The 13,681-nt window shown below is 76.5% G+C and carries 15 protein-coding genes and 1 pseudogene; 2 read left to right on the forward strand and 14 right to left on the reverse strand.

The annotated features are described in order from the left end of the window. Positions 1–4: 4 nt before the first annotated feature. The 12 genes and pseudogenes from ACI79L_RS06820 to ACI79L_RS06875 all read right to left on the reverse strand — a co-directional run bounded on the left by ACI79L_RS06820 (position 5) and on the right by ACI79L_RS06875 (position 10,769). Positions 5–208, reverse strand: a complete 204-nt coding sequence (locus tag ACI79L_RS06820) for a hypothetical protein (RefSeq protein ID WP_456936041.1) — start codon at positions 206–208, stop codon at positions 5–7. Between the two features lie 129 nt (positions 209–337). Next, positions 338–1,066 (reverse strand): GntR family transcriptional regulator, encoded by a 729-nt coding sequence (locus tag ACI79L_RS06825; protein ID WP_456936042.1) that lies wholly within the window; start codon positions 1,064–1,066, stop codon positions 338–340. A gap of 140 nt (positions 1,067–1,206) precedes the next feature. Next, positions 1,207–1,983, reverse strand: coding sequence for a TIM barrel protein (locus ACI79L_RS06830; RefSeq protein ID WP_456936043.1), 777 nt, complete (start codon positions 1,981–1,983; stop codon positions 1,207–1,209). Next, the gene (locus ACI79L_RS06835; RefSeq protein WP_456936044.1) at positions 1,980–2,999 is read right to left on the reverse strand and encodes a Gfo/Idh/MocA family oxidoreductase; all 1,020 of its coding nucleotides are present in this window, start codon (positions 2,997–2,999) and stop codon (positions 1,980–1,982) included. The genes ACI79L_RS06830 and ACI79L_RS06835 overlap by 4 nt, the downstream gene beginning before the upstream one ends. After that, a pseudogene (locus ACI79L_RS06840) lies at positions 2,996–3,334 on the reverse strand (2Fe-2S iron-sulfur cluster-binding protein); the annotation flags it as partial. The gene ACI79L_RS06835 and the pseudogene ACI79L_RS06840, both read right to left, overlap by 4 nt. Before the next feature lie 346 nt (positions 3,335–3,680). After that, positions 3,681–4,496 carry an ATP-binding cassette domain-containing protein gene (locus tag ACI79L_RS06845; RefSeq protein WP_456928826.1) on the reverse strand — a complete coding sequence of 272 codons (816 nt, stop codon included), beginning with the start codon at positions 4,494–4,496 and terminating at the stop codon, positions 3,681–3,683. A 5-nt stretch (positions 4,497–4,501) separates the two neighbouring features. Beyond that, on the reverse strand, positions 4,502–5,566 hold the full coding sequence (locus ACI79L_RS06850; protein WP_456936045.1) for an ABC transporter permease: 1,065 nt from the start codon (positions 5,564–5,566) through the stop codon (positions 4,502–4,504). Positions 5,567–5,627: 61 nt separating this feature from the next. Further along, positions 5,628–6,602: a substrate-binding domain-containing protein gene (locus ACI79L_RS06855; RefSeq protein WP_456936046.1), complete on the reverse strand. Its 975-nt coding sequence runs from the start codon at positions 6,600–6,602 to the stop codon at positions 5,628–5,630. A 133-nt stretch (positions 6,603–6,735) separates the two neighbouring features. Further along, the gene (locus ACI79L_RS06860; RefSeq protein WP_456936047.1) at positions 6,736–7,953 is read right to left on the reverse strand and encodes a Gfo/Idh/MocA family protein; all 1,218 of its coding nucleotides are present in this window, start codon (positions 7,951–7,953) and stop codon (positions 6,736–6,738) included. Between the two features lie 91 nt (positions 7,954–8,044). Continuing rightward, complete coding sequence (locus ACI79L_RS06865; RefSeq protein WP_456936048.1) at positions 8,045–8,980, reverse strand: anti-sigma factor RsbA family regulatory protein; 936 nt, start codon at positions 8,978–8,980, stop codon at positions 8,045–8,047. Then, positions 8,977–9,813: an MEDS domain-containing protein gene (locus ACI79L_RS06870; protein ID WP_456936049.1), complete on the reverse strand. Its 837-nt coding sequence runs from the start codon at positions 9,811–9,813 to the stop codon at positions 8,977–8,979. The genes ACI79L_RS06865 and ACI79L_RS06870 overlap by 4 nt, the downstream gene beginning before the upstream one ends. Positions 9,814–9,938: 125 nt before the next feature. Then, positions 9,939–10,769 (reverse strand): hypothetical protein, encoded by an 831-nt coding sequence (locus ACI79L_RS06875; protein ID WP_456936050.1) that lies wholly within the window; start codon positions 10,767–10,769, stop codon positions 9,939–9,941. A gap of 220 nt (positions 10,770–10,989) precedes the next feature. On the opposite strand from ACI79L_RS06875, the gene ACI79L_RS06880 reads away from it, so the two are divergent. After that, positions 10,990–12,144, forward strand: coding sequence for a sensor histidine kinase (locus tag ACI79L_RS06880; RefSeq protein ID WP_456936051.1), 1,155 nt, complete (start codon positions 10,990–10,992; stop codon positions 12,142–12,144). Further along, positions 12,141–12,821: a response regulator gene (locus tag ACI79L_RS06885; RefSeq protein WP_456936052.1), complete on the forward strand. Its 681-nt coding sequence runs from the start codon at positions 12,141–12,143 to the stop codon at positions 12,819–12,821. Before ACI79L_RS06880 ends, ACI79L_RS06885 begins: the two co-directional genes overlap by 4 nt. A gap of 9 nt (positions 12,822–12,830) precedes the next feature. Here the strand turns inward: ACI79L_RS06885 and ACI79L_RS06890 are convergent, their stop codons facing one another. Continuing rightward, complete coding sequence (locus ACI79L_RS06890) at positions 12,831–13,259, reverse strand: ester cyclase (RefSeq protein WP_456936053.1); 429 nt, start codon at positions 13,257–13,259, stop codon at positions 12,831–12,833. A 7-nt stretch (positions 13,260–13,266) separates the two neighbouring features. After that, positions 13,267–13,518 carry a lipopolysaccharide assembly protein LapA domain-containing protein gene (locus ACI79L_RS06895; RefSeq protein WP_456936054.1) on the reverse strand — a complete coding sequence of 84 codons (252 nt, stop codon included), beginning with the start codon at positions 13,516–13,518 and terminating at the stop codon, positions 13,267–13,269. Positions 13,519–13,681 lie beyond the last annotated feature (163 nt).

The following is a 13,681-nucleotide window of genomic DNA, read 5'->3' on the forward strand; positions in this document are numbered from 1 at the left end:
CCGGTCAGGCGGAGGCGAACAGCGCCCGGTGCGCCTGGCGCCCGAGGAGCTCGGCGGCGAGGCTCTCGCCGGCGCCGCGGCCCTCGATCAGGGCGGCGAGCTCGTCGCGGTCGGCGGTGGTGGCGTAGTCGGCCAGCTCGCGCTCGAGGGCGCGGCGGGACCGCTGCCACACCGAGCCGCGGCGGGAGGGGGTGAGGAGGGTGGTCATGGCGGTTCTCCGTGCTGCGTCTGCGTCGTCGTCTCTCCGTACCGACTCCATCGTCCTCGCGTGCGGCGCGCCGGTCCCCCTCCGGGGCTGTGAGTGTCGGCACCGTGACGGGACGCACCCGCGGGGCCGTCAGCGGCCGACGAGCGTCGTCTCGAAGTCGTAGCGGGACGCGCGGTACACGTGCCGGCCGAGCTCCACCGGCCCGCCCTTGTCGTCGAACGCCGTCCGCTCCATGGTCAGCAGCGCCGCCCGCGGCGGCTCCTCCAGCAGCCGGGCCTCGTCGGCCCGGGCCAGGCGCGCGCCGATCCGCTGGTGGGCGACCCGCAGGTGCACCCCCTGCGCGCGCAGGTACTGGTAGAGGCCCCGCTCGGTGAGGTCCTCCACCGACGGGTCGAACCGGCCGGGCAGGTGGTTGGTCATCAGCGCCAGCGGCTCGCCGTGCGAGCGGCGCAGCCGGCGGACCACCACGATCTCCTCCCCCGGCGCCAGGTCGAGCTCCCCGGCGACGTCGGCCGGCGCGGGCCGCCGCTCCAGGGACAGCACCTCGGTCGTCGGCGCCTCGCCGGCGCGGGACAGGTCGTCGTAGAGGCTGGTGAGCTCCACCGACCGGCGGACGTGCGGCTGGATCACCTGGGTGCCGACGCCGCGCTTGCGGACCAGCAGCCCCTTGTCGACCAGCTCCTGCACCGCGCGGCGGACCGTCGGCCGGGACAGCCCGTAGCGCTGGGCGAGCAGCAGCTCGTTCTCCAGCCGCGAGCCCGGGGGCAGCGAGCCGCCGGTGATCGCCCCCTCGATGGCCTGCGCCAGCTGGAAGTACAGCGGCGTGGGGCTCGACCGGTCGATGTCGAAGGTGAGCACGTCTGCCTCCCGGGAAGCGAGTTCCGCGGGTCGGTCCGGAGGACCCGCCTCCCGCGTCCCCGATGATCGCACCCGACGGGTCACGTCCTGTCGTCCCCTCATCGGGGGAGCCGGACATCAGGACGTCCGGACAAAGACCGTCAGGCGTAGGCGGCGCGGAACGCCGCCAGCGCGTCGTCCGGGTCGCCGGACGCCCAGCCCTCCAGCGCGACGACGCCGTCGTAGCCGAGCCGGACCAGCGCCGCCGCGACCGCCTCGTGGCGGATCTCCCCCGTGCCCGGCTCGCACCGCCCCGGGACGTCGGCCACCTGCACCTCGCCGACCAGCGGCAGCGCCCGCTCCACCAGCGCGACGAGGTTCCCCTCGCCGATCTGCGCGTGGTAGAGGTCGAGGTTGAGCCGCAGGTGCGGGCTGCCCACCGCCTCGACCAGCGCGATCGTGTCCGCCGCCCGGGCGAACGGGGTGCCCGGGTGGTCCACGGCGGTGTTGAGGTTCTCCAGCGTGAACACCCGCCCGGCCCGCTCGCCGAGCTCCGCCAGCCGGGTGAGGGTACGGGCGGCGGTCAGCCACATCGCCGGGGTCACCACGGCCGCGGGGACGACGGGCAGCCCGCGGGCGTCCAGCCCGGTGCCGTGCACGTTCAGCCGCGGGCAGTCCAGCCGCTCGGCGGCGGCCACCGAGCGCCCGGCGGTGCGCAGCAGCTCGGCCGCGCCGTCGTCGTCGGCGAGGGTGCCGGTGACGTAGCCGGTCATCGAGGAGAACGTGGCGCCGGTGGCGGCGAGCGCGCCGAGGTCCTTCGCCGTCCAGTCCCAGATCTCGACCTCGAGGCCGGCGGCGGCGATCCGCCGCACCCGCTCGGGGAACGGCAGGTCGAGGAAGAGCATCTCCGCCGACGCCGCCAGCCGGTACCGGCTCACTTCTCCACCTCGGCGGTCCGCACCGGCCGGCCCGCGCGGACCGACTCCGCGGCGGCCAGCGCGATCGCCAGCGCCGCGCGGGCGTCCTCCCCGGTGACCGGGGGCCGCGTCCTGCCGCGGACGGCGTCGACGAACGCGGCGAGCTCGGCGGTGTACGCGTCGCCGAACAGCTCCTGGTCGCCGCGCACGGTGTCCACGAGCCGGCCGCCGGCGCCGGAGAACACCATGCCGGTGCGGCGGCCGTCGCCCATGGTGGCCATGCCGCCGGAGCCGAGCACCTCGCCGCGGACGTCGTAGCCGTAGGCCGCCTCGAAGCAGGCCTCGGCCACCCCCATCGCGCCGTCGTCGAAGCGGACGACGACGACCGCGGTGTCCAGCAGCCCCCGGTCCCGCCAGGCGGGCTCGACCAGCGCGTCGGCGACGGCGTGCACCTCCACGACCTCCGCGCCCGGGTGCAGGAACCGCAGCGTGTCGAAGTCGTGGATCAGGGTCTCCAGGAAGACGGTGTCCGGCCGCACCCGGGCCGGGACGAAGCCGCCCGGGTCGCGGGTGAGCGAGCGCAGCAGCCGCGGCGCGCCGAGCGTGCCGTCGTCCAGCAGCGCCCGGGCGGCGGCCCAGTCCGCGGCGAAGCGGCGGTTGAAGCCCACCTGCAGCACCACGCCGGCGGCGCGGGCGGCGTCGATCGCGCGGTCGGCGTCGGCCAGCGTCACCGCCATCGGCTTCTCGCAGAACACGTGCCGGCCGGCGGCCGCGGCGGCGACCACGAGGTCGGCGTGCGCGCGGGCCGGCGCGGCGACGACGACGGCGTCGACGTCCGGGTCGTCCCACACCTGCGCCGCATCGGTGTAGGCCCGGCCCGCGCCGAGCACGCCGGTCAGGTACTCGGCCGCGCCCTGGGCGGGGTCGGCCACGGCCACCAGCCGCGCGGACGGCAGCCGCCGGGCCAGGGTCTGCGCGTGGTAGGCGCCCATCCGCCCCGACCCCAGGAGGGCGACGCCCAGCGGGCCGGCGGTCACAGGTCCAGCACCGGACGCGGGCCCGCGGCACGGGAGACGCAGATCATCGTGCAGTCGCCGGCCTGCCGCTCGTCGTCGCTGAGCACCGAGTCGCGGTGGTCGGGGCTGCCCGCGAGCACCGCCGTCTCGCAGGTGCCGCAGGTGCCCTCCGCGCAGGAGGACAGCACCCCGACCCCGGCCGCCTCCACCACCGACAGGATCGAGCGGTCCACCGGCACGGGCAGGGTCGGCTCGCTGCGCTGCAGCACCACCTCGAACGGCTCGCTCCGCACCGGCCCGGTCGGCGGCCGCGGCGCGAACCGCTCCACGCGCAGCGACCGCGCGGGCCAGCCGGCGACCGCCTCGAAGCGGGTGAGCACGTACCAGCCCCAGCGCTCGCTGTGCCACACCGGCGCCTCGTCGCGCATCCGGCGGTACAGGCCGAAGGGGTCGGACGTGTAGAGGTCCGGCCGGAAGGGGTCGTGGTCGATCGCGGTGGCGGTGCGGGTGGGGGTGGTCGTCACGGCGGGCTCCCTGCCTCGTGCGGTGGGCGTCGTACGGGCGGTGCCGTCGCCGGTCCCGCCGGGCCGACGCGGGCGTGCGGCGTCGCCCCGGCGTCCGTCGGGTCCGGCGGCGGGGGGAGGCTGGGCACGGGCCGGCCCTCCCCCGCGCGGGACCGCGCGGAGGGGAGCCGGGGTGCCGTCAGCGCTTGAGCTCGTGCGACAGCTCGGCGAGCTCCTGGCCGCCGGCCATCTCGCCGGTGAGCTCCTCGAGGGTGACCTCGGCGCGCTTCTTGTCCAGCACCCGCCGGCCCAGCTTCAGGATCACGAAGTGGTCCCCGACCATGAAGGCGTGGTGCGGGTTGTGGGTGATGAACACGACCCCGAGGCCGGCGTCGCGGGCCGCGGCCGTGTACTTGAGCACCACGCCGGACTGCTTGACGCCGAGCGCGGCGGTCGGCTCGTCGAGGATGAGCACGCGCGCGCCGAAGTACACCGCCCGGGCGATGGCCACGCACTGGCGCTGACCGCCCGACAGCGTGCCGATCGGCTGGTTGATGTCCTTGACGACGATGCCCATCTTCTGGAGCTCGGTGTCGGCGATCTCCCGCATGGCCTTGATGTCCAGCGGCGCCATCGGGTACTTCCCCTTGCGGATCTCCGAGCCGAGGAAGAAGTTGCGCCAGACCTCCATGAGGCTCACGACCGCGAGGTCCTGGTAGACGGTCGCGATGCCGGCGTCGAGCGCCTCCCGCGGCGAGCTGAAGTGCCGCTCCTGGCCGTCGACCCGCAGCGTGCCCTCGGTGTGCGGGTGCAGCCCCGAGATGATCTTGATGAGCGTCGACTTGCCGGCGCCGTTGTCCCCGAGGACGCAGGCCACCTCCCCGGCGTTGACGGTCAGGTCGATGCCCTCGAGCGCCCGGATGGCGCCGTAGGACTTGCCGACGTCGTGCATCTCGACCAGCGGCGTGCCGGCCTTCAGGTCGGGCGCGGCGTGTTCGGTGATGGTGTCGGTCATCGTCGTCACTTCCTGCGCTCGGCGTAGTTCTTGACGTAGAGGTTGACCATCACGGCGAGCAGGAGCATCACGCCGAGGAAGGTCCGGAACCAGTTCGGGTCCCAGCCGGCGAAGACGATCCCCTGCGTCGTCATGCCGAAGATGAAGGCGCCGAGGGCCGACCCCACCGCCGAGCCGTAGCCGCCGGTGAGCAGCGCCCCGCCGACCACCGCGGCGATGATGTAGATGAACTCGTTGCCGATGCCGAGGCCGGACTGGACCGAGCTGAAGTTGAACAGCAGGTGCATCCCGAGGAACCAGGCCAGGAACGAGACGCCCATGAACAGGCCGATCTTGACCTTGCGCACCGGGACGCCGACCGCGCGGGCGCTGGCCGGGTTGCCGCCCGAGGCGGTGATCCAGTTGCCGGTGCGGGTCCGCAGCAGCAGCCAGGTGCCCACGGCGACGAACAGCAGCCACCACAGCACCGTGATCTTCACCGTCATGAAGCCGAGGTCGACGTCGGCCGCGAAGACCGTCCTCGCGGCGTCGAAGCCGTCGATGTCGCTCACGTTGGGCGTCGCCACGGTGCCCGTGACGATCTTGGTGACGCCGAGGTTGACGCCCTGGAGGATGAAGAAGGTGCTCAGGGTGATGAGGAAGCTGGGTATCCCCGTCCGCACCACCAGGTAGCCGTTGACGAACCCGATGACGAGCGCGACGGCGAGGCTGAAGACGACGCCCACCCACATGTTCAGGCTGTACTGGTAGGAGAGCATCGCCGAGGCGAGCGCGGCCGTGGTCACCGTGACGCCGGACGACAGGTCGAACTCGCCGCCGATCATCAGCAGCGCGACGCCCACCGCGACGATGCCGATGGTCGAGCTGGCGTACAGCACGGTCGCGAAGGCGGGCAGCGTCCGGAAGGGCGGGGCCACCGCGTAGAAGAAGGCGAAGATCGCGATCGCGGCGGCCAGGGCGCCGACCTCGGGGCGCGCCAGCAGGCGGGAGACCAGCGACCGCTGGGGGCGTGCCTGGACGGCGGCCGACGGCGGCGCCGCCGACGGGGGTGTCGCCACGGATGAGCTCATGTCTGCACTCCTGGAGGGAGGGCGGGGGGAGCCGGGCGGCCCCGGCTCCCCCCGAGCGGGGTTACCGGGTGTTGTTCGCCGCGTACTCGACGATCGGGCCGATGTTCTCCTCGTCGACGATCGACGGGCCGGTGAGGACGGGGCCGCCGCCGCCGATGTCGTTGCCGTTGGTGATGTTCAGCCACAGCGCGGTGACGGCCATGTAGCCCTGCACGTAGGGCTGCTGGTCGACCGAGAACGCGATGTCACCGCTCTGGATCGCCTCGGCCACGTCGGAGTTCAGGTCGAAGGTGACGACCTCGGCCTGGCTGCCGGAGTCGGACTTGGCCTGCTGCGCCGCGAGGGCGATCGGGGCGCCCAGCGTGACGATGTGCGTGATCGCCGGGTCCTGCTGCAACTTGGCCCCGATCGTCTGCTGCACCGCGGGCAGGTCGGCGCCGGGGACGTTGATGTTCTCGGTGGTCGGGAAGGTCTTCGCCACGCCGGCGCACCGGGTCTCGAGCGCGACCTGGCCCTGCTCCTGGATGACGCAGAGGGCCTTGCCGCCGCCCTCCTGGCCGATCCGGGTGCCGACGGTCTGGCCGGCGAGGTCCTCGTTGGACCCGAAGTACATCGGCACGCCGTAGTCGGCGTAGTTGTCGATGCCCGAGTTGAAGGCGACGACGGGGATGCCGGCCTCGATCGCCGACCGCGCCGCCGGCCCGACCGCGTCGGGGAAGGCGAGGGTGACCGCGATGCCGTCGACGCCCTGGTCCACGGCGTTCTGGACGAGGGTGGCCTCCTCGCTGGAGTCCGGGTCGTTCGAGTAGTTGAGCGTGAGGCCGTGGGCCTCGGCGGCGGCCTCCGCGCCGGCGCGGATCTTGTCCCAGAAGGTGTCCCCCGGCGTCTCGTGCGTGATCATCGCGATGGTGTAGTCGCCCTGGTCCGCACCGCCGCCCTCGTTCCGGGCGCCGCCCTCGCTGCTGCACGCGCTCGCGACCACGGCCGTCACGCTCACCGCCACCGCCAGCTGCAGCGACCTGCGGGTCCTCCTCATGGGCGTCTCCTCGTCGGGATGGCCACCCTCCCGGCGGCCGTCGGCCGGTCCAGACGCCGGACCCGGTGTCGCGACGACGTCCTTATGTCTGGACATAGTGACATGTGGAATGTGACATGGGGCACCAGGGGCGTCAAGGGTCCGGCGTGCCCCCGACCGGGACCGCCCGGTCCGCGCGGACCGCCACCCGCTCCCCCCGGGCGGCGGACTCCGCGATCGCGTCGAGCACGTCCGCCGCCCGCACCGCGTCGGCCAGGGTCGCGCCGCGCGGCTCGCCGGTCGCGGCCGCCAGCAGCGCGTCGCGGGCCTCGACGACCTTGAGGTCGTCGAAGCCCATCGGGTTGGCGGGCCCGGGCTGGAAGGCCGCGTACTCCCCCGCCCCGGGACCGACCAGCACGGTGGCGACGGGCTGGTCCTGCGCGAGCGGGCCGCGGCTGACCTGCAGCTCGCCCATCCGGCGGAAGTCCCACGCCAGGCGCCCGGCGCTGCCGTGCACCTCGAAGCCGTAGGCGTTCTGCTCCCCCGCCGCCACCCGGCTGGCCTCCAGCGCCACGCGCGCGCCGGACGACAGCCGCAGCAGCGCGGCGACGTGGTCGTCGTTCTCCACCGGCCCCGGGACGCCGCCGGCCGCCAGCGCGTGTCCCGACGTCGGCCCGGCCGGGCGGGGCCGCTGCGGCACGAACACCGCCGTGTCGGCGAGCACGGACTGGACCTCGTCGCCGAGCAGGTGGCGGACCAGGTCGACGGCGTGCGAGCCGAGGTCGGCGAGGACCCCGCTGCCGCCGCGGGCCCGCTCGTAGCGCCAGGTCAGCGCCCCCTCCGGCGCGGCGGCGTAGTCGCTGAGGAAGGCCACGCGGGCGTGGGTCACCCGGCCGATCTCGCCCGCGGCGACCATCTCCCGCGCCAGCGCGACCGCGGGCACGTTCCGGTAGCTGAGCCCGACGACGCCCTGCACCCCCGCCGCGGCGGCCGCGCCGGCCACCGCGCGGGCGTCGTCGGCGGTCAGGCCCACCGGCTTCTCGATCCACAGGTGCCGGCCGGACCCCGCGACCGCGGCGCCGACCTCCCGGTGCAGCCAGTTGGGCGCGGTGACCGACACGAGTTCCACGCGCGGGTCGGCCAGCACCGCCCGCCACTCCGTGGTCGCCGTCGCGAAGCCGTAGCGGGCGGCGGCGGCCTCGGCGCGGCCGGGGACGTCGTCGGCGACGGTCACCAGCCGCGGGACGACGGGCAGGTCGGGGAAGTGGTGCCCGACCCGGGCGTGCGCGCGGGCGTGCACGGTGCCCATCCAGCCGAACCCGACGACCGCGACCCCGACCGGACGCCCGGTCCCCGGCCCGTTCCCGCCCACGGCACGCCCCCTCGGCCCCGTGAGTGGAAGCGAGCGTAGGCCCGGAGCGGCCCGCCGGGGCCCTCGTCGCCGCCGGGTCGGGGCCGCCGGGTCAGGAGCGGAAGAACAGCCGGACCGTGGTGCCGGCCGGCCCGGTGCGGACCGCGGCGTCGTCGGCCAGGCTCCACGCCAGCCACATCCCCCGCGCGCCGCCGGCGGGGTCGGGGGGCACGTAGCCGAGCGTCTCGTCGGCCAGGCCCGGCCCGCCGTCGGCCACCTCGACGACGAACGCGTCGCCGTCGGTCCAGGTCGACAGCTCCGCGAACGGCGCGGCGCGCAGCGCGTTGACCAGCAGCTCGTGGGCGGCCAGGACGACGTCGCCCAGGCGCGCGCGCCGGCCGGCCGGCAGCAGCACGCTCAGCGCGCGGCGGCCCTGGGCCGGCGACGTCACGGGGAGGACGGCGGCGGTCGCGGGACGCCGGGTCCAGGCCGGCTGCACGGTGCGGAGGAAGCCGGCCGGGTCCTCGTACGCCGGCTGGGGCACCGGGGCGCCGCCGTCCCAGGTCATCGGGTGGGTGCGCGCGACGGCCGCGAGGACGTCGGCGGGCAGCCGCTGGGCGTCGTGCAGGCACAGGCTGTAGTACGGCATCGTGTCGTAGCAGCGGTTGGCCACCGCCTCGAAGCGGCTCCACTCCCGCCCGTCCTCGCGGGCCAGCCACACCGGCTCGGCGGCCAGCCGCCAGCGCGGCGCCTCGGCGCGGAGGGCGCGCAGGTCGTGGTCGTAGGCCTGCAGCGTGCCGTGGCCGCCGCGCCACCAGGTCTCGGCGGCGGCGAAGACCGCCAGCCGGCCGAGGTCGGTCCCCAGCTGCCCGGCGAGCAGGCCGCGCACCCGCTCCCCGGCGACCACGAGCACCGGCTCGTCGCGGCGGAAGCCCTCGAGGAGGAACGGCACCACCCGCTCGACCACCTCGGCGTCGGAGGAGAACACGAACCCCTCGTGGGCGAGGCCGGTGCCGTCCCAGTCACCGGTCGGGCGCAGCCAGGTCACGGTTCCTCCGGGACGAGGTCGAACAGCGCCAGGCAGCGGCGCACGTGCCGGCGCGCCGCCACCGGCCGCAGCTCGATCCCGCGGGCGGCGAGCTCCTGCGCCGCGCCGGCCAGGGCCCGGGCGCCCGCGACGTCGAGGAAGTCGAGGTCCGCGAGGTCCAGCACCAGCTCGCCGGGGGTGTCGCCGGCGACGTCGACCAGGGCGGTCGCCACGTGTGCGGCCTCGGTGAGGTCCACCTCCCCGCGCAGCGCCAGCCGGGGGCCGCGGCCGGAGAGGTGCGCCAGCGGCAGCCGGTCGCCGAGGTGCTGCAGCGGGTGGAGCACGGCGACCGGCCCGAGGACCTCCGGGCCCACCGACGCGTCGTAGAGGCACAGCGCGGTCATCGGGACCGCGCCCATGAGCTCGTCGGCGAGCTGCTCGTAGGCGTGCAGCAGGCGGCGGCCGGGCCGCCCGCCGCGGACCAGCTCGGTGACGTCCGCGGCCACCCGCAGGCCGCTGCGCCCCGCGGCGAGCGCCGCCCGCGTCGCGGCGCGGTAGTGCTCCACCTGCCCGGCGGGGGTGAGGCCGCCCGCGGAGGTGTAGCTGTCGCCGGTGGTCTGCAGGTCGAGCCGGCCGTCGGCGAGGAGCTCGTCCCGGTGCGGCAGCCCCGACACCGCGGCGAGCAGGGCGGACCGCGAGGGGCCGACCACGACCAGCTGCTCGCCGCGCCGGCGGCCCTCCTCGAGGAAGGGCACGACCGCCGCGGCCAGGTCGGCGCCGTCCCCGAAGGACCAGCAGGCGTGGTCCCCCGGCCGGAGTCCGGTCGGGGTGTCCAGACCCTGGGGGGCGGTCACGCCCACGACGCTACCCACCCGGGCACCCGCTGTCAGGCCCCCCGGACGGATCCGTTCCGCCGGCGGACACGACGGCGCCCCTCCGGCCGTCGACCGGAGGGGCGCCGTCCCGCGGGCGCCCGGGGTCACGGCGTGGGCACCGGGGGCTCCTCGCGTCCCGGGAGCCGGACGGGGACCACCGGCCGGGGTGTCGTCCAGTCCCGCTGCGGCTGCCGGTACACGCCCGCCCGGTCCTGCGGCTGCCGGACGGCCCGGGTGAGCAGCCGCGCCCCGCCGGCGGTGAGCAGCACGCCGACGACCAGGGCCGCCCACCCGATGCCGCCCAGCACGGGCGCCTCCGCGCCGATCCGGGCCTCGACGTCCACCCCCGGCGAGCCGTCGGCGTTCATCACCACGAACACCCGGTCGCCGCCGGCCGGGTCCCAGGTCACCGCCTGGGTGCCGGTGCCGGAGGCCTGCGCGGTCCAGAGGTCCTGCCCGGCAGGGGGCTCCGCCGGCGTGCCCCCCGGCAGCGGATCGCCGCCGGTCGCGGGTCCGTCGAAGCCCAGCCCGTCGACGACGGTCCGGGCGACGCCGTCGAGGTACCGCTCGGCGTCGTCGGCGGGGGCGATCCCCACGAAGACGTCGGCGGCGCCGGTCGCGGTCACCTCGAGGCGGGCCTCGCCCAGGGACTCCGGCAGCGGCAGCCAGTCCGGCGCGGCGGCCGGGTCGACGCGGTCGCTCACCAGGGCGGAGCCCTCGGAGCGGAACCCCTCCCACGGCGAGACGACGAAGCCGTCGGACCGCTCGTGGGCGTGCGCCCAGACGACGGTCCCGCCCCCGGCGGCCAGGGCGAGGCCGGGGACCAGGAGGAGGGCGCCGGCGACGCCGGCGCCGACGCGCCGGGCCCGGGTCCTCCGGACGGGAGCGTGCCGGTCCTGGGGGGCCGGCCATCCGGGTGCGCGCTGGGTGTCCATGACGTCCCTCGTTCGCTGTCGGGGGGTCCTGCTGTGTGCGGGACGAGCGTCGGCCCGGTGCCGGGGTGCGCACGAGCCCCGCGCGGGGGCGGTCCCGCTCCCGCGGGGGTGGTCCTCCCGGCGGCGCGCCTCCCTCGCGCGAGGGACCGGCACGACTCCCGCGGGTCTCCCGCCCGGACGCCCGCCGGCGGGACGATGGGAGGTGTCGCCGTCGACCGCCGTGCCCCGGTCCGGGGGGCACGCCCGCCGCCCGTGGGCGGGCACCCGCCTGGACGCGGTGCTCGCCGGCTGCGTGGCCGTCGTGACCGTCGCCCTCGCCCTCGCCGTGCCGGCCGAGCCGCCGTACCAGCCGCCGGACGCGCTCACGCTGGCCGCCGCGGCCGCCGGCCCGCTCGCGCTGCTGTGGCGCCAGACGGCGCCGCTGGCGTCCATGGCCGGGACCGCCCTGGCCATCGTCGCGACGGCGGCCGCCGGCTCGCCGATCGACGTCCTGGCCTGGCCGGCGTGGTTCGCCCTGTTCAGCTGCTTCGCCGTCGGCGGCACCCGGCTCCGCGTGGCCGCCACCGTCGTCGCGGGGCTGGGCGTCGCGGGCTACGTGGCCCTCGACCGCGGCGATCCCCTGGACGCGCTGCCCTCGATCGCCCTGAGCTTCCTCGTCGCCACCGTCGCCGGGGTCCTCAGCAGCCGGACGACCCGGGCGGTGGCCGCCGGGGCGTCGCGGGAGGCGGAGAGCCGCCGCCGGGCGCTGGCGGCCGAGCGCCTGCTCGCCGAGGAACGCGGCCGGCTGGCCCGCGAGCTGCACGACTCGCTGGGACACACGGTCAACGTGGTGGTGCTGCAGGCCGGGGTCGGGCGCCGGGTGTTCGCCGCCAACCCCGCCTACGCGCAGGAGGCGCTGGCGTCCATCGAGACGGCCGGGCGGTCGGCCCTCGACGAGCTCGGCCGGCTGCTCCGGGTGCTCGGGCCCGACGGCGGCGGAGCCCCGGAGCCGTCCGCGCCGACGCCCGCCGACCTGGCGGCGATGGCCGAGCGGGTCCGCGCGACCGGCCGCGAGGTGGAGCTGCGCGCCGACGGCGCCGGGCTGCCCGCGGGGACCGCCCGGGCGGTGTACCGCATCGTGCAGGAGGCGCTGACCAACGCCGTCCGTCACACGCCGGGTGGCCGGATCCGGGTGGAGGTGCGGCGCAGCGGCCCGCAGGTCCTGGTCGAGGTCCTCAACGAGTGCGAGCCGGCGGCCGCCCCGGTGCCCGGGCACGGGCTGGTCAACATGCGGGAGCGGGCGCGGCTGGAGGGCGGCGAGCTCGAGGCCGGGCCGGTGGACGGCGGTTTCCGGGTGCGCGCGGTGCTGCCGGTGGGCGCGGAGGTGCCGTCGTGATCCGGGTGCTGCTGGCCGACGACGACGTCCTCGTGCGCAGCGGGCTGCGGGCACTGCTCGACGCCGAGGAGGACCTCACCGTCGTCGGCGAGGCGGCCGACGGCCGGGAGGCGGTCGAGCGGGCCCGCGCGCTGCACCCGGACGTGGTGCTCATGGACGTCCGCATGCCGAGGCTGGACGGCGTCGCGGCGACCCGGGAGATCACCTCCTGGCCGCGGCGGCCCCGGGTGCTCGTCCTGACCACCTTCGACCTCGACGAGGTGGTCGACGACGCCCTGGAGGCCGGCGCCGACGGCTTCCTCCTCAAGCGGGCGACGCCGGAGCAGCTCGTCGACGGCATCCGCACGGTCGCCACGGGGGACGCCCTCGTCGCGCCGGCCGTCACCCGGCGGCTGCTCGCCGCGTACGCCGGCCGGCGCGCGCCCGACCGGGAACGGCTGCGGCTGGCCGCGCAGCTGACCGGGCGGGAGGCCGAGGTGCTGCGCGCCATGGCCGACGGGCTGTCCAACGCCGAGATCGCGCGCCGGGTGTGGCTGTCGCCGGAGACGGTCAAGACGCACGTGAAGGCGATCCTGGCCAAGCTCGGGGTCCGCGACCGCACGCAGGCCGTCGTGTGGGCCTACCGGACGGGGTTCGTCGACCCGTCGGCGGCCGGGGTCCGGTCCGAGGGGCTCTGACCGCGCTCCTCAGGCGGGTGCGGCCAGCCGGACGGCGTCGACGGCGGCCAGCGCGCCGAGCTCGTCGGCGACCATCCAGATGTCGGCGATCCGGCCGCCGTCGAGGGTGAGGACGTCGACCACCCGCAGCCACAGGTCCCGGCCGGTGGGCGGGAGCGGGCCGGCCGCGGTCTGCAGCGGCCCCACCTGCCGGCCGCCCATCCGGAAGGCGAGCGCCACCCGGTCGCCGTCCTCGACCACGGCGACGACCTGCCGCTCCACCCGCTCGAAGGTGTGCTGCACCGCCCGGGCGCGGGCGACCAGGTCGGCGGCGGTCAGCGGCCGGCCGTTGACCGTGACGGGGTCGGTGTAGACGGCGCGGAACGCCTCCTCCGCGGCGGGTCCCCCGGGCAGCGGCTCGGTCCACAGCCGCAGCAGCCGGTCGACGTCGAAGGCCATCGGGCCGTCACCGCCGGGAGCGCAGGATCATCCCCAGGAGCACGCCGATCAGCAGCACGATCGTGAGGATCAGCCACAACGGCGACGAGACGTCGACGGTGAACAGGTCGACCGTGACCCGGTCCCGGTTCTGCACGATGAACGCGACCGTCACGACGGCGAGGACGAGCGCGAGGACCTGCCCCGACCGGATCCGGCGCCGGGCCGGCCGGGACGAGGGGGCCGCGGGCGGGGTGCTGGCGGGTGACGTCTTGGCCATGGGGGTCCTCCGCCGGTCGGGAGTCGCACGGACGAGGCCGGACGCGCCACCGTCCCGCCGCGGCGGCGGGCGCCGCCTCACCCCGGACGGACGAGGCGGCACCCGCCGGAGCGGCGCCCGACCGTCCCGCCGGGATGACCCCGGGGGCCCGGCCCCGCGGGGC

Source organism: Geodermatophilus sp. SYSU D00684, from assembly GCF_054050455.1.